The 20721-nt window shown below is 51.9% G+C and carries 14 protein-coding genes; 8 read left to right on the top strand and 6 right to left on the bottom strand.

Features of this window, described 5'->3' with window-relative positions; translation table 11 throughout:
• Positions 1 to 61: 61 nt before the first annotated feature.
• Positions 62 to 2095, bottom strand: a complete 2034-nt coding sequence (locus U8T64_RS12730) for a right-handed parallel beta-helix repeat-containing protein (RefSeq protein WP_322184053.1) — start codon at positions 2093 to 2095, stop codon at positions 62 to 64.
• A 306-nt stretch (positions 2096 to 2401) separates the two neighbouring features.
• Here U8T64_RS12730 and sfsA point away from each other — a divergent pair, with 306 nt between their 5' ends.
• The 8 genes from sfsA (at position 2402) to U8T64_RS12690 (ending at position 13308) form a co-directional block, all read left to right on the top strand.
• A complete protein-coding gene (gene sfsA, locus U8T64_RS12725) occupies positions 2402 to 3079 on the top strand; it encodes a DNA/RNA nuclease SfsA (RefSeq protein WP_322184051.1) in 678 nt (225 codons plus the stop codon).
• 128 nt (positions 3080 to 3207) lie between these two features.
• Positions 3208 to 5007, top strand: a complete 1800-nt coding sequence (locus U8T64_RS12720; protein WP_322184049.1) for a sensor histidine kinase — start codon at positions 3208 to 3210, stop codon at positions 5005 to 5007.
• Between the two features lie 4 nt (positions 5008 to 5011).
• Complete coding sequence (locus U8T64_RS12715; RefSeq protein WP_322184047.1) at positions 5012 to 6634, top strand: response regulator transcription factor; 1623 nt, start codon at positions 5012 to 5014, stop codon at positions 6632 to 6634.
• Between the two features lie 463 nt (positions 6635 to 7097).
• Positions 7098 to 8825 carry an extracellular solute-binding protein gene (locus U8T64_RS12710; protein ID WP_322184045.1) on the top strand — a complete coding sequence of 576 codons (1728 nt, stop codon included), beginning with the start codon at positions 7098 to 7100 and terminating at the stop codon, positions 8823 to 8825.
• A 138-nt stretch (positions 8826 to 8963) separates the two neighbouring features.
• Positions 8964 to 9878, top strand: coding sequence for an ABC transporter permease (locus U8T64_RS12705; RefSeq protein ID WP_322184043.1), 915 nt, complete (start codon positions 8964 to 8966; stop codon positions 9876 to 9878).
• 13 nt (positions 9879 to 9891) lie between these two features.
• Positions 9892 to 10773, top strand: a complete 882-nt coding sequence (locus U8T64_RS12700; RefSeq protein WP_322184041.1) for a carbohydrate ABC transporter permease — start codon at positions 9892 to 9894, stop codon at positions 10771 to 10773.
• 28 nt (positions 10774 to 10801) lie between these two features.
• Positions 10802 to 12346 carry a DUF5060 domain-containing protein gene (locus tag U8T64_RS12695; protein ID WP_322184039.1) on the top strand — a complete coding sequence of 515 codons (1545 nt, stop codon included), beginning with the start codon at positions 10802 to 10804 and terminating at the stop codon, positions 12344 to 12346.
• A 5-nt stretch (positions 12347 to 12351) separates the two neighbouring features.
• The gene (locus tag U8T64_RS12690; protein WP_322184037.1) at positions 12352 to 13308 is read left to right on the top strand and encodes an AEC family transporter; all 957 of its coding nucleotides are present in this window, start codon (positions 12352 to 12354) and stop codon (positions 13306 to 13308) included.
• A gap of 81 nt (positions 13309 to 13389) precedes the next feature.
• Here U8T64_RS12690 and U8T64_RS12685 read toward each other — a convergent pair whose 3' ends face one another.
• The 5 genes from U8T64_RS12685 to U8T64_RS12665 form a co-directional block, all read right to left on the bottom strand.
• Positions 13390 to 14961 (bottom strand): DUF4091 domain-containing protein, encoded by a 1572-nt coding sequence (locus tag U8T64_RS12685; RefSeq protein ID WP_322184035.1) that lies wholly within the window; start codon positions 14959 to 14961, stop codon positions 13390 to 13392.
• A gap of 102 nt (positions 14962 to 15063) precedes the next feature.
• Positions 15064 to 16752, bottom strand: a complete 1689-nt coding sequence (locus tag U8T64_RS12680) for an extracellular solute-binding protein (protein ID WP_322184033.1) — start codon at positions 16750 to 16752, stop codon at positions 15064 to 15066.
• Positions 16753 to 16819: 67 nt separating this feature from the next.
• On the bottom strand, positions 16820 to 17710 hold the full coding sequence (locus U8T64_RS12675; protein WP_322184031.1) for a carbohydrate ABC transporter permease: 891 nt from the start codon (positions 17708 to 17710) through the stop codon (positions 16820 to 16822).
• A 16-nt stretch (positions 17711 to 17726) separates the two neighbouring features.
• The gene (locus tag U8T64_RS12670; RefSeq protein WP_322184029.1) at positions 17727 to 18656 is read right to left on the bottom strand and encodes an ABC transporter permease; all 930 of its coding nucleotides are present in this window, start codon (positions 18654 to 18656) and stop codon (positions 17727 to 17729) included.
• Between the two features lie 227 nt (positions 18657 to 18883).
• Positions 18884 to 20545 (bottom strand): sensor histidine kinase, encoded by a 1662-nt coding sequence (locus U8T64_RS12665; protein ID WP_322184027.1) that lies wholly within the window; start codon positions 20543 to 20545, stop codon positions 18884 to 18886.
• Positions 20546 to 20721: the final 176 nt, after the last annotated feature.

Genomic DNA, 20721 nt, shown 5'->3' with positions numbered 1-20721 from the left:
AATAACCAGTATACTGTATTGAGCAGAAAAAAGCAATATGACCTTTTTGGAAAATCCACGACTAGAACAGCGGAGCTTCCGCTTCTTTTCCGGAAGCGAAGGGACCCGGCAGCGGAGCATTTTCCCGGCTGACGCCGAAATAATCGCTGTCAAAGCAGATAGCGGAGCCATCGGGACTTTCAAAGCTTTGCTCCGGCTCAAAGGCCATACCCAAAAGTTCGGTGGTCACAAGGGCCGTTTCAAGCTTCGGCAGACACCCGTACAGATCTGTTTCCAGAGTATACGCGCCGTTTTCCTCCTTCAGGCTCAGGGTGACCGTATCGCTTGCCACAGCATAATCCTTTTCTCTGTCGCAGGGCCTGGCACCATTAAAGAACACGTTGCCTCCCGTCCACACAGGAAGGTGCATGTAGTAGCGGTCGCTGGACGCAGAACCCATACCGCAGTAACCTTCAAATTCCCGGTCCCATTCCTCGAAGGTGGGATAGCCGTCATAGGGAAAGGTTCCGGTTTTCATGTTGCAGTCGTCCCAGGGGTCCTTCGCTTCCTTTCTGGATTCCATGGCCGCCCAAAGGGCCGGGTGCACCGGCTGCTGTACAAAAATATTGTTATAGAACCGCATATCTCCGTGGAGGAAGGTCATAAAACCCGCCACCTCCGTGCGGTGGGGAACATGGTAGGGCGTATAACGGGGACAGGCCAGAGTTTTCGCGCCGTTATCCGTGCCGATGCCCACCGAAACCAGGCTGCCCGCAATGAGATTGTGCACCACCGCCACACCCTGACAGGCAAGCTTCAAAGAACGGGCGGAAAGCAGCAGATTGTTGTCAATGAGCGTGGGACCATGAGAGACCTCCACAAAAATATCCTCCCCCAGGCCCTGAAACAGGGAGGGGTCCGGCTGCTCCATATCGGGCTTCAGATTGGGCAGGGTATTATCGTGAAACAGGTTCCGGGTGACGCGGGTGCCCTGGGCCTGCCAATCCAGCCAAAGGCCTCGGGTACAGTGGTGAATATGGTTCCGGCGGAAGACCACATCGATGGCGGCGTGCATTTTGATGCCGCCGATCTCCGCGCCGGCCAGGTTCTGCTTATTGTTGATATGGTGGATATGATTGTCCTCGATCACGGAGAACACACCGCCCAAATGGCCCACGATGCCGGTTTGTCCGCAATCGTGAATATTGCAGCGGCGGACGGTGTGAGAGCCGATGCTCTCCTTTGTCCAGCCCTCCCGCTGAGCCTGGCAGATACACTCCCGCTCCGTCTGGGTGCCGTCCTTATATTTCCAGTGCAGCCACTTGTTATCGTTGCCCTCCTGGCGGTATTTTCCCAGGGAAATGCCGGAGCACTTGGATTCGGAGATTTCGCAGTCCTCGATGATCCACCCCTTGGACCAGTGGGGGGCTATCATTCCCTCCTGATAGGCGGTGGGCGGCGCCCACTGTGTGGCAGCCTGCCGCACAGTAAAGCCGGAAAGGGTAATATAGTTCTTTCCAGTCTCAGAAGGGGCGAAGCAGCTGCTGCGCACGCTGATCTCCACATTTTCCCGGTTGGGATCCAGCCCGTGGAAATTGGCGTAAAGCACGGTGCTGTCCCCCTCCTGCTCCGTGTACCAGCGGTAAACGGTAAACTCCGGGTCCCAGGAGGCGGCGTGAGGCAGCGGTTTGAGCACGCCCTCCAGCGTTTCCGCCTCATAGAGAGATTTCCCGTTCAGATACACTTCCCCGGTATGGAAGGGCTTTTCCGGAATGTACCAATCTCCCTCCAGCAGGGTGGTATAAGGATTGCTGCCGCCGAACAGGGAATTGGGGATCCGGGCGGTCCAAACCTCTCCCTCGTATGGCTGCCAGGTTTTTACCGGCTCCGCCCCGGTGATCACAGCCTTGCCCGGCTCCAGGGATCGGTAAACGATCCGGTGCTCCTCGTCCATGCCGCCGTTTTTCGGATCTACCCATTCCCGGTAAATACCGGGAGCCACCAGCACCTCGTCCCCCGCCCTGGCCATCTCAGCCGCCTGCGAGAGCGTTTGAAAGGGCGCTTCCTTTGTTCCGTTTCCATTTTGGGCCGCATTTGAGTTTACATAAATTTTCAAGCCGATCACTCCTTTTCTGATTTTTGTTTATAAAACCCAGCAATACATCAAAGAATTTTAACTATCTTATTGCAAACACCGGATTTACTTTGATTTACATATTTAATTTAAGTTACCATAATATAGAGCTCTGATTTGTTCTTTTCTTTCTCTCGAAAAATATGCTATACTAAAATTCACGAAGGAGCCAGGGCAGCTCTTTTGCACTTTCGGAAAAGAACAAATCACCTTGCTTCTTTCTGTCTAGTATAAAGCTTTCTACCGTTTAGAGCAAGACCTATCCTGAAATTTTGCGGAGGTTTTTCCATGACTTACAAAACCGTGCTTCCCGGGAGCTTTCTTTCCCGGCCCAATCGCTTTATCGCCCAGGTAAAAATCAATGGGGAGGTTTGCGTTTGCCATGTAAAAAACACGGGACGCTGCCGGGAGCTTTTAGTTCCGGGAGCGGAGGTATATGTGGAAAAAAGCGAAAATGCCGCCAGGAAAACCCTGTATGATCTCATTGCCGTGAGAAAGGGAGAGCTTCTGATCAATATGGACAGCCAAGCCCCCAACAAGGCTGCGGCGGAGGCCCTGCCCCGGCTGCTTCCGGAGCTTATCCTGCTGCGTGCGGAACAAAAATTCGGCAATTCCCGGTTTGATTTTTACGCCGAAACAGGGCAGAATGAAAAATGGTTTCTGGAAGTGAAGGGCGTTACCCTGGAAGAAAACGGCGTGGTTCGTTTTCCTGACGCGCCCACCGAACGGGGCACAAAGCATCTCAGAGAGCTTTGCCGCTGCGTGGAGCAGGGCTACCGTGCCTGCGCGCTGTTCGTCATTCAGATGAAGGGACCAAGGTATTTTGAGCCGAACGCCGTTACCGACCCGGAATTCGCAAAGGCCCTCCGCTTTGCCGCTTCCCACGGCGTACAGCTTCTCGCTTACGACTGCCTGGTTTCCCCGAATTCCATGGTACTGGACGAGGCGGTGGAGATCAGGCTTTAGAGTCCGCCCGTTAAAATTTCCTTGTCAGGCCGGAACAGAAAGTGCTATAATGCGATACATTCCGACAAGTTTCGTGAAAATTCGAGGGCTTTTTTCGGGACGGGACCCTCTGAAAAGGCGGCGATTTCATGCACAGTGCCTCTCTACTTTCCGGCGTCAAACGGGTATTTACCGCTTCCACCTTTCGCACCGTGATGCTCCTGTTTCTTTTGCTTTTTTCTTTTTTATACGCCATGAGCCTGCTGGTCTATGAAAAAAGCTACCATTTGATCCAGGAGAATATTTTTTCCTCTCATCAGGCGCAGATCAAAAATGATATGCAGGTGCTGGAAAACGATATTCAGTATATCCGCAGCCAGCAGCTGAATCTAGTCAACGATTTTGAATTGAACACGCTGGGCTTTTCTTATGACGATATGTCTCTTTCCGACATCGTTTTTACAGAGCGCTCCGTACAGGAAAAGATGAATACCCTCTGCTCCAGCTCTGTCTATGTAAAGGACGCCACCGTTTGGTTCCTGTCCAGTGGGATTGCCATTTCCGGGAAAAGCGGCGTTTCCACTATGACAGACGAGGAGTATGAATTTATTCGGGAGAGTATGGAGATTTTGGCTTCTCCCATTACGGTCCATACAGAAAAGCCCTATATGGTGCTGCTTTCTCCCTACCTCATGGATCTGAGCGCCAGACCCCTCAGGGGCCTCGATGCCTTCGCCCTTACCATTCAGCTGGATCTGGATTCCTTCACCGACACCATCAGCAAGGGGGAAGCCCTGTACGGCACGCAGGCCCATTTGCAGTTTGGCGAAGCGACCGCCGAGGAAGAAGTCCGGGCGGAGATCGGCCCATACCTGGCGGGAGAAATCGCGAAACGTTCTAATGCGGATGCGTCAGGCTCCCTGCACCTTACCTATCAGGGAACTCCTTATGTGGTAAGCTATCAGCACTCTCAGGCGCTGGATGCCACACTGCTCAGCTACACGCCGGAGGAAAATATTTTTTCCCCTTTGCATTTTTACCGAAACTGGCTTATCGCGTTTCTCCTGTTTTCCATTTTTGTGCTGGCTGTGTTTTCCTCCATTGTTTACGCAATCGTACACAAGCCTCTGCGCACACTTTTGGCGGCCTTCCGCCGGGTGGAGAACGGTAAGCTGAACGCTGTCATTGAGCACCGTGGGCCGGAAGAATTCGCCTATATTTACGAGGGCTTTAATTCCATGATCTCCACCATCTGCCGCCTCAATAACGAGGTGAGCGAGCAGACCATTCTGACCCAGCAGGCAGAATTAAAGCACTTACAGCAGAAGATCAATCCCCATTTTCTCTACAACGCCTTTTTCTCCATTTCCACCATTTCCATGGCGGAAGGGTGCGAGCTGGCTTCCCGGCTTTCTCAAAAGCTTGGGGAATATTTTCGTTTTGTTACCAAGGAGGCCTCTGAGAACGTGAAGCTTTCCAGCGAGCTGAAATATGCCCGCATTTACGCCGAGATCCAGGAGATCCGCTTTTCCAACCGGATCACCATTCAGATCGATGAACTGCCCCGCCCGGAGCTGGAGGCCCTGCGGCTGCCCGCCCTGCTGCTGCAACCGCTGATCGAAAACGCGTTGGAGCACGGGCTGCGAAACAAGCTTTCCGATGGGATCATTCACGTTGGCTTTCAGGAAAAGGGAAAGGCCCTTACCCTGTTTGTAGAAGACAACGGCGAAGAGCTCAAAGAGGAGGATCTCATAGCGACTCGGCAGAACTGCGTGCAGCCGCGGGACCTTATTACAGCGGGCGCTCTTTCCAATCTTTACCGCCGCCTTTCCATTCGCTTTGGGAAGTCCGGTCTGATGCGCGTTGTGAGGTCAGAGCTTGGCGGCCTGCGGGTGGAAATCGATATTCCGCTTTCCGACCCCCTTGAAGAAACCGAAAAAGGAGGCTGAAATCATGTACCGCATTTTGATCGTAGACGATGAGCCCATGATCGTGGAGGGCTTATCCACTTTACTGGAGGAGCGCAATCCCTGGGAGCTGGAGGTACAAAAGGCCTGCCTTGCCACCCAGGCCTTGGAGATCCTGAACCGGCAGCGCATTGATATTCTGCTTACGGATATTCGAATGCCCGTGATCGATGGCCTGGAGCTGATGCGGCGGGTACGGGTCAACTGGCCCGACTGCCGCATTTTGTTTCTCACCGCCTTCGAAGAATTTGAATACGCCTATGCGGCGCTGAAAAACCCCGGAGTTCGCTTTCTGCTCAAAACAGAAGGACACGACGCCATTCTGAAGGCCGTGGGGGAATGCGTTCAGGAAATGGAGGAGGAACTGAAGGAAAAAGCTTTGCGAATGCGCTCTCAAGAGCAGCTGGGAATCATTCGGGCCCTGCGGCTGCGGGAGCTCTGGAGCGGGGTGATCGCCGGCGATGCCGCCCCAATCTCACAAAAGATTTTTGATGCGCTGGAGATCCCCTTCCGGGCGGAGCAGCCGGTCACTTTACTGTTGGGGGCTCCTGTTTCTCCTATAGAGGATCCGCTGCTGCAAATGAACCTGCTCACCGATCTGCTGACCATTCGGCTGAGAGACAAGGCCCGGTGCTTTGCCTATCAGGAAAGCGGGGGCTTTGTCTGGTTTTTACAGCCCTGCGCCTCCCTGCCGCCCTCGATCACCCAGGCCCTTCCCAAGTTGATTTTCGACGAGCTGGACGCCGCGAAAACGGTATGCCAAAGCAGCTTCTGCTTTGTGCTGGCGGAACAGCCCGCCGCCTGGGATCAGGTCTTTTATGAATATCAGCATTTGAAATCTGTCCTTCGCCTGCAGCTTTCCACAGGGAAAAACCTGATCTATGTGGCGCCGGGCGAAAAGGATACGCCCACTCAGGAATCGAGCCTTTTCCGGGCAAAGGAAGCCTGCAAAAAAGAAATGCAGCTTTTGAAGGCAGATCTGGAAACGGGAAATCGGGAAGCCTTTTCCAAACGGCTTTCCGCCCTTTATGAAGCGCTTTTGGAACTTTCCTCTCAACGCAGGGAGATTGGCCGGGAGCTGGCGCTGGAATTGAACCTGCTGTTTCTCTCCTGCTTGAATCAGATTTCCCACGCCAAAGCCACGGCGCAAACCCGCGTGCTTTCCCAAGAGCTTTCTCAGGCAGAGCTTTCCGGACCTTTTCCCCAAGACAGGTATCTGGCCTTCGGAGAAGCGCTGTTTGACTTTCAGCAGGCCTCCAGCAATGCCCAAACCCACAGCTGTGTGGAAACGGTAAAGTCCTATATCCGAAACCACCTGGACGGAGATCTTTCCCTTTCCCGACTTTCCGAGCTTTCCAACTATAATCCCAAATACCTTTCCGACCTGTTCCGCGCCCAAACCGGGCGAAACCTCTCCGCCTACATTTCAGAAAAGCGGCTGGAGGAGGCAAAGCGCCTCATCGCCGAAGGAAAGCTGAAAATGAAGGATATCTCCGCGGCAGTGGGCTTTTTCTCCTCTTCCTACTTTACCCGTTTTTTCAAAAAGGTTTCCGGCATGACGCCCCTGCAATATCAGGAGAGCCTGCGTTCCGACCGGGAGGACAATTAGAAATCAGGAATGAGCAATGAGGAATGAGCAATTTAAGGGCAAGGACTTAGTTTGCTAAATTTATATTTAGCGTCTTTCGGCTCCCCTTATTTATAAGGGGAGCTGTCACGGCTGCGCCGTGACTGAGGGGATTCTAACTAGCGGTTCTATGCCACTTTCTGCGTGTGACTATCCCTTCCACCGCCGTTCGGCGGTCCCCCTCCCCTTATAAATAAGGGGAGGCTAAGAGCAGATAAACTATAATTTACTGAGCGTTGGTTACAACGCTTGCGCCCTTGCACTCCATTGCTAATTGTTCATTGCTCCTTTATAGAGGGGCCTTTTTTCGACAAAAAAGGAGAAGAACTGGACAGAGGGCAACAATCTGGAAATGGAAATATTGTATCATTTCTTTCTCATATGGTAGACTCTTTTTGAGAACAATAGACAGCAACCAGCTGCCTAATCAAGAGGAGGTTCCAACATGAAAAAAGCAATGATCCAAAAAGCTGCCGGATTGGCCCTTGCCGCCAGCATGCTGCTGGGCACGGCGGCCTGCGGGCAGCCCGGCTCTCCCTCCAGCCAGACCGAAAGCAAAAACACACCCTCGTCCTCCGCAGCGGCACCCTCCAGTCAGGCGGCCGAACCGGCTGATCCCATGGCAAAGTACGACCCGCCCATCAGCATTTCCTCCATCTTTGTAGTGGACGACACCATCAAATACAAGGAAGGAGAAAGCTATGAGGACAACGCCTGGATCCGGGCCTACGCGGAAGAGCTGGGCATCAACATCGAGTACAAATGGACCGTTCCCCAGGTACAGGCCAGCGATAAGATCAACGTTTTGATCGCCACCAACGATCTGCCCGACCTGATGAATGTGGACATGAAGCAGCTACAGCGCCTGGTGGATTCCAAAGAGGAGAGCATTGCCCCCCTGGACGACGCTTTTGATCAATACGCCACCGACCTGACGAAAGAGATCCGCCCGCTGGACAATATCGTATTCAAGTCTGCGAATTTCAACGGTAAGCTGATGGCTCTGCCCCACAACGCCACCACGGGCCTGGACCGTGTACCTGTTTTGTGGATCCGCCAGGATTGGCTCAAAAAACTGGGCCTGGAAAAGCCCGCTACCATGGACGAGCTCACCGCTGTGGCGGAGGCCTTTGTGAAAAACGATCCCGATGGAAACGGCCAGAACGATACTTACGGAATCGGCCTGACAAAGGACATTCTCAGCACCTTTTCCGGAGCGGACGGCATTTTCTTTGCCTACGGCGCCTATCCCGGAAAGTGGCTCCAGAATGACGATGGCTCTGTGGTATACGGCTCGATCCAGCCCGAGATGAAGGACGCGCTTTTGAAGCTTCAGGAACTGTACCAAAAGGGAATTTTCGATCCGGAATTCGGTACAAAGGACGGCGGCAAGGTAGCGGAATACACCAGTTCCGGCCGGATCGGCATTGAAATGGGAATGATGTGGAATCCCTCCTGGCCCTTAAACAGCAGCAAGGATAACGACCCCAACGCCGATTGGGTCGCCTGCCCCCTGGCAAGCGTGGACGGCAGCCCCGTTGTTTCCGTAGTGGATATTCCGGTATCCAACTACGTGGTGGTCAACAAGAATTGCGAGCACCCCGAGGCAGTAGTAAAGATGTTGAACCTTTTCTATGAAAAGGTTTTCGGTGAAAATGCCGATCCTTTGACCTATTGGGAAACCCCGGACGGGATCCAGGCCTTCAAATACGCTCCTATCATGAGCGAGAAACTGTACCAGAACCTGGATACCCACAAAAACTGCCTGGAAGCCATTGAAAAGGACGATCCTTCCAGCCTGTCCGCTATTGAGACCTCTTACTATGAGAAGATCGTGAATACCTTAAACGGCAGTGTGCTTGGCGCCGACTGGTGTATGAACGCCATTTACGGAGAAGAGGGCGCCTTTACCGTGCTGGAGCAGTGCGAGAAGGAAAACTCCTACCTTTACAACGCTTTCTATGGCGCTCCCACGGAGACTATGGCGACCAAGGGCTCCAACATTGTGGCAAATTCCGGTGTGCTCAGCAAAATGGAAAATGAGATATTCACCAAGATCATCATGGGCGCTTCCATCGACACCTTTGACAGCTTTGTAAACGATTGGAACCGCCTGGGCGGCGAGCAGATCACGGCGGAGGTCAATGAGTGGTACGCCGCTTCCGCGCAATAAAAATAAAATCGAGGGTTCTCCTAAATTTTGTTTTCTCCTTTAGAAAAGATCCGCCGCCAGAAGGCGGCGGATTTTTTCTGATAAACATATGCACCGGGCGGTGTACTGCCTCCGCCTGACGAAAGGAGCGTATCGCGTATGGACCGGAAAATGCAGAAAGCCGGCAGGCTCAAACGGGAAATTCCTTTTTATCTCATGCTGCTGCCAGGCATTATTGTGGTATTCATTTATCAGTACATTCCTCTGGGCGGCCTTGTGATGGCCTTTCAGGACTTCGATCCCTCCCTGGGGATTTTTGGCTCTCCCTGGGCAGGACTTTCCAATTTCGACTACATCTTTTCCATGCCGGACACCCCAAACATTATTTTCAATACCTTCTTCATCGCCATCTTAAAAATTATCGGCGGTCTGGTGGTTCCCATTCTGGTGGCTCTCATGCTGAATGAGGTTGCCATAGCGCCCATCAAAAGAACGGTACAGACCTTGATCTATCTCCCCCACTTCCTTTCCTGGGTGATCCTGGCGGGCGTTTTTATCGATCTGCTTTCCCCAACGGAAGGGATCGTCAACCGGCTGTTAGGGGCTTTCGGAATAGAACCCATTTATTTTTTGGGGGACGCCGGCTGGTTCCCCTACACCATGGTTTTCACTGATGTGTGGAAGGAATTCGGCTTCGGCACCATCATCTATCTTGCCGCCCTGACCGGGATCGACCCCACCCTGTATGAGGCCGCCGTGGTAGATGGCGCTGGGAGGTTCAAACAGACCCTGCATATCACTCTGCCCAGCATTTTGCCCACCATTGTTTTGATGACTGTGCTGGCTCTGGGAAATGTTCTGAACGCGGGGTTCGACCAGATCTATAATCTGCTTTCCCCACAGGTATACGCCACCGGGGATATTATCGACACCATGGTGTACCGGCTGGGCTTGCAGCAGGTACAGTACAGTATTGCCACGGCGGTGGGGCTTTTTAAGTCTGTGATCTCTTTTGCCCTGATCTCCACTTCCTATCTGCTGGCATATAAGTTCGCGGACTATCAGATTTTCTAAGGAGGTATCCTCGATGAAGCATGTTTCCCCTGGTCGCAGGATCTTTCTCATTGTCAATTACACCGTTTTGATCCTGGCGGCGCTGTGCTGCTTGTTGCCTCTTGTCTATGTGCTGGCAGTCTCTCTCAGCTCCAGCGCGGCGGCAATGGCCAACAAGGTAACGCTGTGGCCGGTGGATTTCACCTGGAAATCCTACCAGTATGTGATTCGCAAACCCGCCTTTTACCGTTCCTTCCTTGTGGCCGTCCAGCGCGTTCTTCTGGCGGTGCCCGTAAATATGCTGCTGACAGTTCTGGTGGCCTATCCCCTTTCCAAAGGGAAAAGCGCCTTCCGTGCCCGCAATATCTTTACCTGGTATTTTGTCATTACCATGCTGTTCAGCGGCGGGCTGATTCCCTGGTTTTTGACCATTTACAATACCGGGCTCATCGACACTATCTGGGCCCTGGTGATCCCAGGCGCCCTGCCTGTGTTCAACATGATCATTCTGATGAACTTTTTCCGTTCCCTTCCCAAGGAGCTGGAGGAAGCGGCGCTGATCGATGGCGCGGGACAATGGACGATCCTTGCCCGAATTTATCTGCCGCTTTCCACCCCTTCCCTGGCCACGCTGATCCTGTTCTGCCTGGTCACCAACTGGAATTCCTGGTTTGACGGGCTGATCCTGATGAACAACCCGGACAATTACCCGCTGCAAAGCTATTTACAGACAGTGGTGGTAAACCGGGATATTTCCATGCTTTCCATCAAGGACGCAGAATCCCTCAGCGAGATCTCGGACCGCACTGTAAAATGCGCTCAGATCTTTATCGCCATGATCCCGATCCTGGGCTTTTATCCCCTGCTGCAAAAGTACTTTACCACCGGTATGGTACTGGGCGGCGTAAAGGGATAAGCCGCAATCAGAAAGGAGCTTAGAGCATATGACACAAACCATAGAAAAATGGGGAATTTTTGAGCTTGCCTTTTCCCTGCCGGAAACGGAGGCTCTCTTTCAAAATCCCTTTCTCGAGGGAGAGCTGAAGGCAAGGTTTCAAAACGGCTATCACACGCTGACCGTAGACGGTTTTTACGATGGAGACGGTGTGTGGAAGCTGCGGTTTATGCCCCAGCACACAGGAGAATACCAATATACCGTGTTTTCCAATCTCCCCAGCCTGAACAAAACCACCGGCAGCTTTCTGTGCAGGGAACCCGCACAGGGAAATCACGGGCCGGTGCGGGTGGCAAAGAAGTTTCATTTTGCCTATGAGGACGGCACCCCGCTGTTCGTTTTGGGCACCACCGCCTATGCCTGGACCACCAGTTCCCCGGAAACCCGCCGGAAAACGGTAGAATCTGTGGCGAGCTATGGCTTCAACAAGCTGCGCATGGGCTTTTTTCCCAAGCACCTGAAGGCCCAGAAGCTGACGGAGGTCACCATCGATATCGCCCAGGATCCGCCGGATCTGCCCTTTGCCGGAGAAGCGGGAAGTCTGGATTTTACCCGGCCCAATCCCGCTTACTTCCGGCGCTTTGAGGAGGACGTGGCCGCCTTACTGGAACGGGGGATCGAAGCCGATGTGATCCTGTTTCACTTTTACGATTTTGACCGCTGGGGCATCAATCCCGGCATGAGTGAACGGGACGATCTCTTTTATGTCCGCTACCTGGCGGCACGGCTTTCCGCCTTCCGGAATGTATGGTGGTGCCTGGCAAACGAATACGATCTGCTTTTGACGCCGCTTTCGGAAAACGACCACACGGTGAAGTCCTTATCCGATCTGAAAAATTGGGACCGCATCGGTAAGGCACTGCGGGAAGCCGACCCCTACGGCCACCTGCGCTCCATTCACAATTTTACCGTGGGCGCCGTACCGGATTTTGACTGGCTCACCCACACTGTGTTCCAGAATTCCAATACCTATTGCGCTGTTTTGGATTTCAAGGCAAAATTTCAGCGGCCTGTCATTGCCGATGAATACGGCTATGAGGGAAACATTACCGGCAGCGTGTGGGGAGACCGCACCCCTGAGGAGGAGCTGGAGCGCCACATTCGGGCCGTGATGGCCGGCGGCTATGCCAGCCATGGGGAAGCCTACATCGTCAACGGCAATAACCGGGATATTTTCTGGGCCTATGGCGGAGAGATGGTGGGAGAAAGCGCGCCTCGGCTGCAATATTTCGGAGAAATCATGAAAGACCTGCCCTTTGATCAGATGGAGCCCGAGATCATCATGATGAATACCAGCAGCGGTCTGTGCCTTCACAAGGGCTCCGAGCTGTTCCTCCTGTTCTTCCGCCGCCCGGAGGACCCTGCCGGGTTCAGCTTTCTCACCACGGATATGGCGGAGGAATACGAGCTGATGGTGTATGATCTTTGGAACCGCAGGGAATGCCACAAGGGAACAGCGGCACAGGGTCATGTGGACGTTGCCTTGCCGGAGTGGGCCCTGGTCAGGCTGGAAGCAAAGAAGAAAGCGCGGTGAGCTCCATGGGAGAAACGCTTCAGGTTCTTTGCAGGCTGATCCCCATTCTCGCTTTCATCGCACTGGGCTGTGTATTCCGGCACACCGGCTTTGTTTCCTCACAAGTGATGGAAGGCATGAAAAAGCTTGCTGTAAATCTGGCTTTGCCGGTGGTGATCTTTCTTTCCCTGCTGAGGCTGGAGATCAAAGCTTCTTATCTGGTTCTGGCGCTCTTTGTGTTTCTCATCAGCATGGGGCTTTTATGCGTGGGAAGGGGAATCGGGCGGCTGCTGCGGTGGGAAACCCCCTATGCCTCCGCCCTGTTTACCGGCTATGAAAACGGCATGCTGGGCTATGGCGTGCTGGCGGCAGCACTGGGCCAGACAAATATCTATCCCATTGTGATCATGGACCTGGGGCAAACACTCTTTTTCTCTCTGGTGTTCGTCACCTACATGCGGGTGTTAAACCGGGAGATCGTTGCTGTTTCCTCCAAAAGCATCGGCAGGGCTTTTCTCACAAATCCCTATGTGTGGGCCTCTGCCCTGGCGATCCTGCTGAACTGCGCCGGGTGTGTCCCGCTGCTGGAGACAAGTCTCCTTACACAGGGGCTTTTCGAGGGATTGGAACAGCTTTCCGCCCTGACAACGCCCATTATGGGCCTTGCCATCGGCTATGGACTGCGGATCAAAAGGGACTATCTGCGTCGCTCCTTTCTCATCATCGCCCTGCGGCTGCTTCTATTATCTTCCATTGCCTTTCTGCTGGACACTTTCCTCATCAAGGGAATCTTACACCTGGGAACGGTCTTTTCCGTTTCGGTCTATACCATGTTTCTGCTTCCCCCTTTCTTTGTGGGGGCGCTGCTGATCAAGGAAGAAGCCGTGGAAGAACGGGAATTTGCCCTGAGCACGATCTCCTTTCACATTTTGATCTTTCTGGTGCTCTTCTGTGTGATGCTGCCGCTGTTTCCGGGAAGCTGACGGCCATGATTCCGGCAAAGACCGGTCACAACATACAAAGAGCGGGGGCCATATCAGTATGGCCCCCGCTCTTTGCGCTTTTCAGCGCTCCAGTTTTTCGCAGGCTTCTAAGAGCAATCTTCTGTTGCTTTCAAATGCCGAGGCTGAAGTGTTATACTCCCGGAAGCTGGTACAAATGCGGCGCACCAGATCCCGCGCTTCTTTCGGGCTTTTCCGCTCCAGCTGCCGCAACAGTTCAAAATCCTCCACGCCGCCCCGCTGCGCCTCATAGCGCATACTGCGCCATGGCCCGTTTTTACCGGGATAAACAATGTTGGAATCCCCAGCCGGGAATTTCTTTCCGCTTTGCGGATCCTCACAGCAGGCGAAATTCCACAGATCTTTCCCTTCATGGTAATTGAACCCCCAGTGCAGAAACCCGGTGAAGTCATAGAAAAATCCCATCCAGAATACCTCTCTGCACTGCACCAGCGGAAGATCCATGCTTCGGTTCATCGTGGGTCCTGCCGGGAAAGCGCAGGTATAGAACCAAAGCGTTTTCCCTTCTGCCCGCAGGCGCTCATAGTCCTCTCTTTTTTCCTCATAGTGAACCTGCTTCGGGATCCAGATATCCAAAGCGTCCCCCAGGTTCGGCGTTTCCACCGCTTCCAGGAAGGGGACTCCCGGCAAATATTCCCTGGCACAGGTGGCAAGCTCCCGATAAGCGGCGGCGCTGTAGGGCTGGGGTTCATCGGCGAGAGACTGCATCACCCGGCCTTCCCAGCCTTTTTCCGCTACGATCTGCCGCCAAGTGGAAAAGTATCGCTCGATCGAAGCGGTTTCAGCTTTCCTGCCGGGCGTTTCCCAGTTCAGGGTATAGCCGTAGGGCGGCGCATCACGCCGTTTCGCGATTTGACAACCGCAAACCTTCCGGATCCCTTCCTCAAAGGCGATTTCCGCCGCCCGCACCGCCCGGGAAAAATCGAAGCTGATTTTTCCTTCCGGAGAGAAAACGGCTTCTCCCGGCGGAAGCATGATCGCGCTGCAGCGCAGCTCCTGTTGAGCGCGGACATAGCGGCGAAAGGCTTCCCAATATTCTTCCGTATCCGGCTGGGCCTTTTCCTGTAGTGCCAAATTCTGATAACTGAAGAAATGGATAAAGGACAGCTTCGCCTCCGGCAGCTTCGGAATAACGGCAGAATACACCTGAAGCCTGACGGGAAGGGAAAGCTTCTCCTCCCCGGCAAAAACGGTAAGGGTTCCCCGGTGCTCTCCGGCAGACAGCTCCGGCGGCGCTGTAAACCGAAAATACAAGGCAAGCCTTGTTCCTTGCAATACCCCCTCCGGCGGGCGCAGACAGTCATACACACGGAAGGGAGCTTTTCTGGTCACAAACGCCTTGCAGCTTTCGTAATCTGTAGTGGTGTAAAGCTTCGCGCCGGTATTCTCTTCCACCCCGATATCGATCAATTCAAAGCTTTCCACCGCCGGGTGATCCCCTTCGTTTTCCCATTCCATGGAAATCTGAAGCGCCGATTTTTCCGGCAGCGCTTCCCCCAGCAGCTGAAACCCGGTATGTCCGTTTTTCGCGCAGCTCAACTCCACGCTTCGCCGGTCGGTAAGCGCTGTATCCGGGTAGGTCCATTCCAAGTCGGAAAAGACAGAAAATTTCATTGACCTTCCTTCTCCCCTTTCAAAAATAAACTGTATTAGGAAAAGCGAGGGAGAAACCTTTCTCCCTCGCTCCGCCTGATAGAAGGATCTCAGATAGTAAGCTTATTGATTTCTGGGCCAGGCAAATTTTACGCCCATTTTTTCTTTGTTTTTCTGGAATCTTTCGTTGCGGTACTCGTCCAGCTCCTTCATTCCCATTTGATCCATCTGGGTAATGGCGTCGTTGTAAAGCTTTTCCGCCTCTTCCGCGGAAGGGGCCATAATGATCTGAGCGGACTGCTGGGACCAGTAATCCTCGATCTGCGCGGAAACCGCGGCCAGGTCGGAACCACCCTCCGGAATCACATTGCTGAAAATTTTGTCATCATAGTAATGCCCGTCCATGTACTTGATCCGGCCATTGGTCTCATCCTGCTGCATAGCGTCCATATCGTCCTGCGATGTCGCGATCTGCACATCTACAAAGTCCAGCAGGTATTCCTGAATTCCGCTGCGAGTCCGGTTATTATAGGCCACGGCATCGGCCTCACGTTCCTGTGCGCATTCGGGCTTTATCACTGCCTTGCCGTCTACCAGATCATAGCAGTTCACACCGCCGAGATAGTAAGAAATAGCGTTTTCAGGCTGAGACAAAAAGGCAAACAGCTGAATGGCCCGAGCAGGATCCTTGCAGTTCTTGGAAATTTCCGTTCCGGTCCAGCCGCCGGTAGTGGAAGGCGTGATAATGGGCTCTTTTCCGCTGTCTCCCTTGATATGGCCCACGTACATCATCATCGCTTCACTGTCGGAATAGAACAAATCGGCCTTTCCGTCTAAATCGGCTTGACCGGTACCGGCAAAGTAAGCGCCGGAGGTGACCTTCTGCTTGCGCAGTACATTGTCCGCTGTGAACTCTTCATCGGAGATCAGGCCTTCCCGATACATCTGGTTTTGGAACAGCAGCGCTTCCAGATATTCAGGCTGGCGGTACATATTCAGGAAATTGCCGTCCTTATCCTCACGATCCAGGCCAAACTGCTCGGCATATAACTGTGTGGTACTTCCTCCCGCGCCGTGCATAGGCTCCACCTTGACGCCATTGTAGGTAATATCGGCGTCCTTTACCTTTTTCAGCGCGGCGATCATGCCCTCTTTGGTCTGCATATCCTCAGGCTTGATCCCCAGCTGCTCCATAATATCCTTGCGGGCAAAGTTCATATTGTGGGAGGTCAAATAGCCGCCTCTGGATTCCGTATCCTCCACATCATAGAAATAGCTGGCATAGGAATACCAATGGCCATCGTTTTCATTGCGGTACCAATCCATCATAGCGGGCACCACACGGAAATCCGGGGCATACTGCTCCCGCAGATCGTCCAGCGGCAGAAGCAAGCCGCCATTTTCCATAGACAATCTTTCTGTGGAGACCACATCGTAAGTAACGATATCGGGAAGGCTGTCGGTATTGATGAGCACATTCAGCTTTTCCTGATTGCCGAAGCTGTAAGAAATGGTTACGCCGGTTTCCTCCAGGCACCATTTATCAAACTCGTTGTTGGCTGGGTCAAAGGTAAAAGACGCCCAGTCGTACCCCACGAACCACTCCAGAGTAATGGGAGAGGTATCGGTTTTCCAGCTGGGGCTGGCCAGCGTGATTCCGGAAGAGGCAGGCTCGCTTTCCGGTGTGGAAGCGCTTACGGCGGAAGATGTACCCGCTTTAGAGCTGGGTGTGCTGGACGGCGTACCGGCGCAGCCGCACAAAAGCCCCGCGATACAGACAACCGCAAACACTGTTTTCCATTTTTTCAGCATTTTGATTTTCCTCCTTACTGAAATTGTATGATTTTGTATATGGCAAGCGATTTTAGAAAACCGCTTATCACCCTTTGAGAGAACCAACCATGATCCCCGTGGCAAAATATTTTTGCAGGAAGGGATACACACAGATAATGGGCAGAGCCGTAACCACCATTGCAGACAGCTTGATCGTTTGCGGTGTGATCTGGCGCGCGGATTCCGGAAGCTGCAACATAGCTTGATTTGCTAGGCCCTTGGCGGTGCCGGCGTCTGTGATCACCTTCTGTAAGAACAGCTGGATCGTCTGCAAGCTGGCAGACGAGGTATACATCATGGAATCGAAATAAGAATTCCAGTGGCCTACCAGCGTAAACAGAGCGATTGCTGCCAGAACGGGCTTTGACAGAGGAAGTATCAGTTGGAAAAAGATACGATATTCTCCGGCGCCGTCGATTTTAGCCGCTTCGATCAGATTGGGCGGCAGTTCCGAAAAGAAGGAGCGGATAATGATCATATTCCATACGCTGAACAGCCCCGGAATGATATAGACCCAAAAAGTATCGTACAACCCCAGATTTTTAATGGTAATAAAATATGGGATCAGGCCGCCGCCAAAATACATGGTGAGCATCATATAGGGAATATAAAACTTTTTTCCCTTCAGCTGCGGGCGGCTCAAAGCATAGGCGGCAAGTGAGGTGACAAACAGACTGGTCACTGTTCCCACAATGGCCTTCAGCGCCGTAATACCGAAAGAGGAAAGGATCGTTTTATCCCGAAATACCGCTTTGTAATTGTAGGTGGTAAATTTGCGGGGCCACAGATATACGCCGCCGGTCAAATAATCTGTGCCGTCATTGAACGACCCTACCACGGCATACCAGAAGGGAAAAAGCATCACGACCATCATCAGGATCATCAAAATGATGTTTACCACATCGAAAATTTCAACCGGCTTTTTCGCTTTTGTCATACAAAGGCCCCCCTTTTCAAAACAGGCTCTTTTCCGTCAGCTTTCTGGAAGTCCCGTTCGCAATGCAGAGCAGCACTACGGAAACCAGAGACTTCAACAGGTTGACGGCTGTGGAATAGGACATCCGTCCCTGACTGATACCGATTTTATACACATAGGTGTCCAGGGTTTCACTGAAATTCAGATTCAGAGGATTCTGGAAAATCAGGATCTGCTCTACACCGGTATTCAGAATGGAGCCAATTTGCAGGATCAGCATGATTACCACAGTACCCATGATGCTGGGAAGAGAAACATACCAGATACGCTGTAGTCGGGAACACCCGTCTACGGTAGCCGCCTCGTAAATTTCCTGGTCTACCCCCGAAAGGGCGGCCACATAAATAATAGAGCCGTATCCCAACCCCTTGATCAAGCTGGAAAGAATGTAGATCGCGTAAAACCAGGAGCCATGCGCCATAAAATTGATGGGATCCTTTGAAATCCCCAGCGCCACACAGATATCGCTGAAAATTCCGCTGGGCCGCAGCATTTCCATAATAAGCCCGGCAAAAATAACCCACGAAAGAAAGTATGGAAGGTAAGAGACCGTCTGAGCCACTTTCTTGAAGCTTTTATTCTTGAGCTCACTGATAAGCACCGCCAGAATGATCGGCGTGGGAAAGCAGATCAGCGTACCCACCACGTTGAGCACCATGGTGTTGCGCAAAACCTTCCACAGGGAAGGGTCTACTAAAAACTGCTGAAAATATTTCAACCCCACCCAGGGAGACCCGAAAATACCGTCTGTGATCCGGAAATCCTTAAATGCGATCACAATGCCGTACATTGGAACATAAGAAAATACAAACAACACCAATATGGCCGGAAAAATCATGGATTGCAACGCCATTTGTTCCCGCAGGCCATAATGCTTTCTGCTCTTTTTTGTCCCTGCAGCTTTCATCTCAAAATTCCACCCTCCTTAAAAATTTCACCTATTGTGACCTTCTTTATCTTTAGGATATCAGCGATCTGCGTTTTTGCAAATAACAGAATTAACGATTTCTTCACATTTTTCACTTTGTTTGTATATAGTGCTTTATTTTTTTGCTGTTTCAAGATAAAATTAAGGCAGAAAGGGCAATCCAATGTTGTCCTTTCCGCCTTTTTCTAATTTATGAAAAAATGCGCTTATCGGGGGATCTGAAAAGCTACCGTGGTTCCCTCCCCTTCACTGCTTTCTATCTGCAATGCGGAAGCCTCCGAATAGAAAAGCTTCAGGCGCTGGTCGATATTTCCCAGCCCGATGCCGATCTCCGGTCCTTCATCGCCTGCTTTCAAATTGTTTCTGATCTCCTGAAGCCGTTCCTTCGCGATTCCCTTCCCGTTGTCGTAAATCTCAAACCGGGTGCCATTGCCCAGGTCAGTACAGGATATTTTAATAAACAGAGGCTTTTCCTGATACCCATGGGTAAAGCTGTTCTCCACCAGGGGCTGCAGCAGAAAGCGAATCATTTTTCTCTCCAAGAGCTCCGGGGAAATATCCGCTTCAAAGCGGACAGACGGATATTTTAGCTTCTGTACTTGAATATATTTTCTTACCTGCTCCAGTTCTTCCCGAATGGCAGCATACTTTCCCTCCTTCGATAGGCTGTATCGCAGCATTCCGGAAAAAGAGGCAATGGCGTCTGCTTCCTCCGCATGGTGATGCAGTTCCATACGATAGGCAAACACCTCCAGGGTATTGTACAGAAAATGCGGATTGATCTCCTGGCGTAAAATTTTCAGCTGGCTTTCTTTCGCCAGGTCCGCCTGCTGTTCGGTAAGCTCCAGAAGACCTCTTATTTTTTCAGTCAACGCGTTAAAGGTAGCTGTAAACCTTCTGAGCTCCAATTCCCCGGTCAGCGGCTGCGACTCATATTTTCCGGTCTCGATTGACGTTTCAAATCGGTTTACACAGGAAAGCAGCTTCGCGAAGATCCTTTTCACGAACTGGATATTGATCAGGATCGAGCAGCAGCCAAACAGCAGCACCACGGCCAGCCCAAACAGGAAATAGATCCTTTGAGGGTTATTCCCCCAAATATAAGTAAGTTTTTGGGGAAACCCCGATTTCTCAAAAGATATGGTCTTTACTAAAACAGAACCGTTTGTCAACGCTTCTTCCTCACTGCTGATTTCCTTTCCGGAATAATTCAGCAAAAGTCTCTCCGGGCTTTCCACCACCTGTGGAGCTCCACCGGAGCTTCCCTCCTGTATCTGATATAAAAATGGATCCATTTCTCTTTGGGTTACAGAAAGAGTCAGCAAATAAAGCAGCCCTTCCTCGGAATACACTTTTCTCATATAGGTATAGTGGTTAGCAAAGGGTGTAAAAGAGAAAGAATACTTTTCTACCATAGCAGGAGTGATCCACTGCTCTGTTTGATCTGCGGCTAAAAACTCGGAAACAAAATCGAACCTGGAAATATCCTCCAGCCGGTAAAACATATCGTAGCCCCGGGGTAAAGTTGTGTTCGCAAAATAGATTTTCGGCACAATGCGGTTCTCGTAAGACAAGCCCCCTGAAACCATTCGGACGACCTCATCCGAATAGTAATTCCAGCTCCGATAAGAATATTTTGTCAGCAAAAAGCCCTTCAGCAGTTCATAAGAGCTGATCCTGTCCGCTACCCTCAAAATATCATCGATCGTTTCATTTCTGGCGCTTTCCGCCTGTTCCATGACCAGAGTCAGCGTGTTGCGATAGTTTTTTTCACCATCTTGCAGAAGTTTCCCAAAGAAAACACCCGCTATTGCCAGAAGGGGAAGAATTAAAAAAATGACCATTTTGAAAATCATGGAGTAGTACAAAGAATTTTTACCTTTCCCTGTGCGCAAGGCCGCTCCCTCCGTTCTTTGTTTTCTCAAGTTTTGGGGAAATGCAAGAGAGGGATCCAAATGATCCCCTCTCACACTCTTTCCCTTTTCGTTTTTATGGTCAGAGAGCTTATTGACAACCTGAGTATATTCTATGAGTGGCAGAATAG

The organism is Neglectibacter caecimuris (assembly GCF_034335015.1).
GTDB lineage: Bacteria > Bacillota > Clostridia > Oscillospirales > Acutalibacteraceae > Acutalibacter > Acutalibacter caecimuris_A.
Note: the sequence above shows the minus strand (reverse complement) of the source record. Positions and strands in the feature narration are given on the sequence as shown.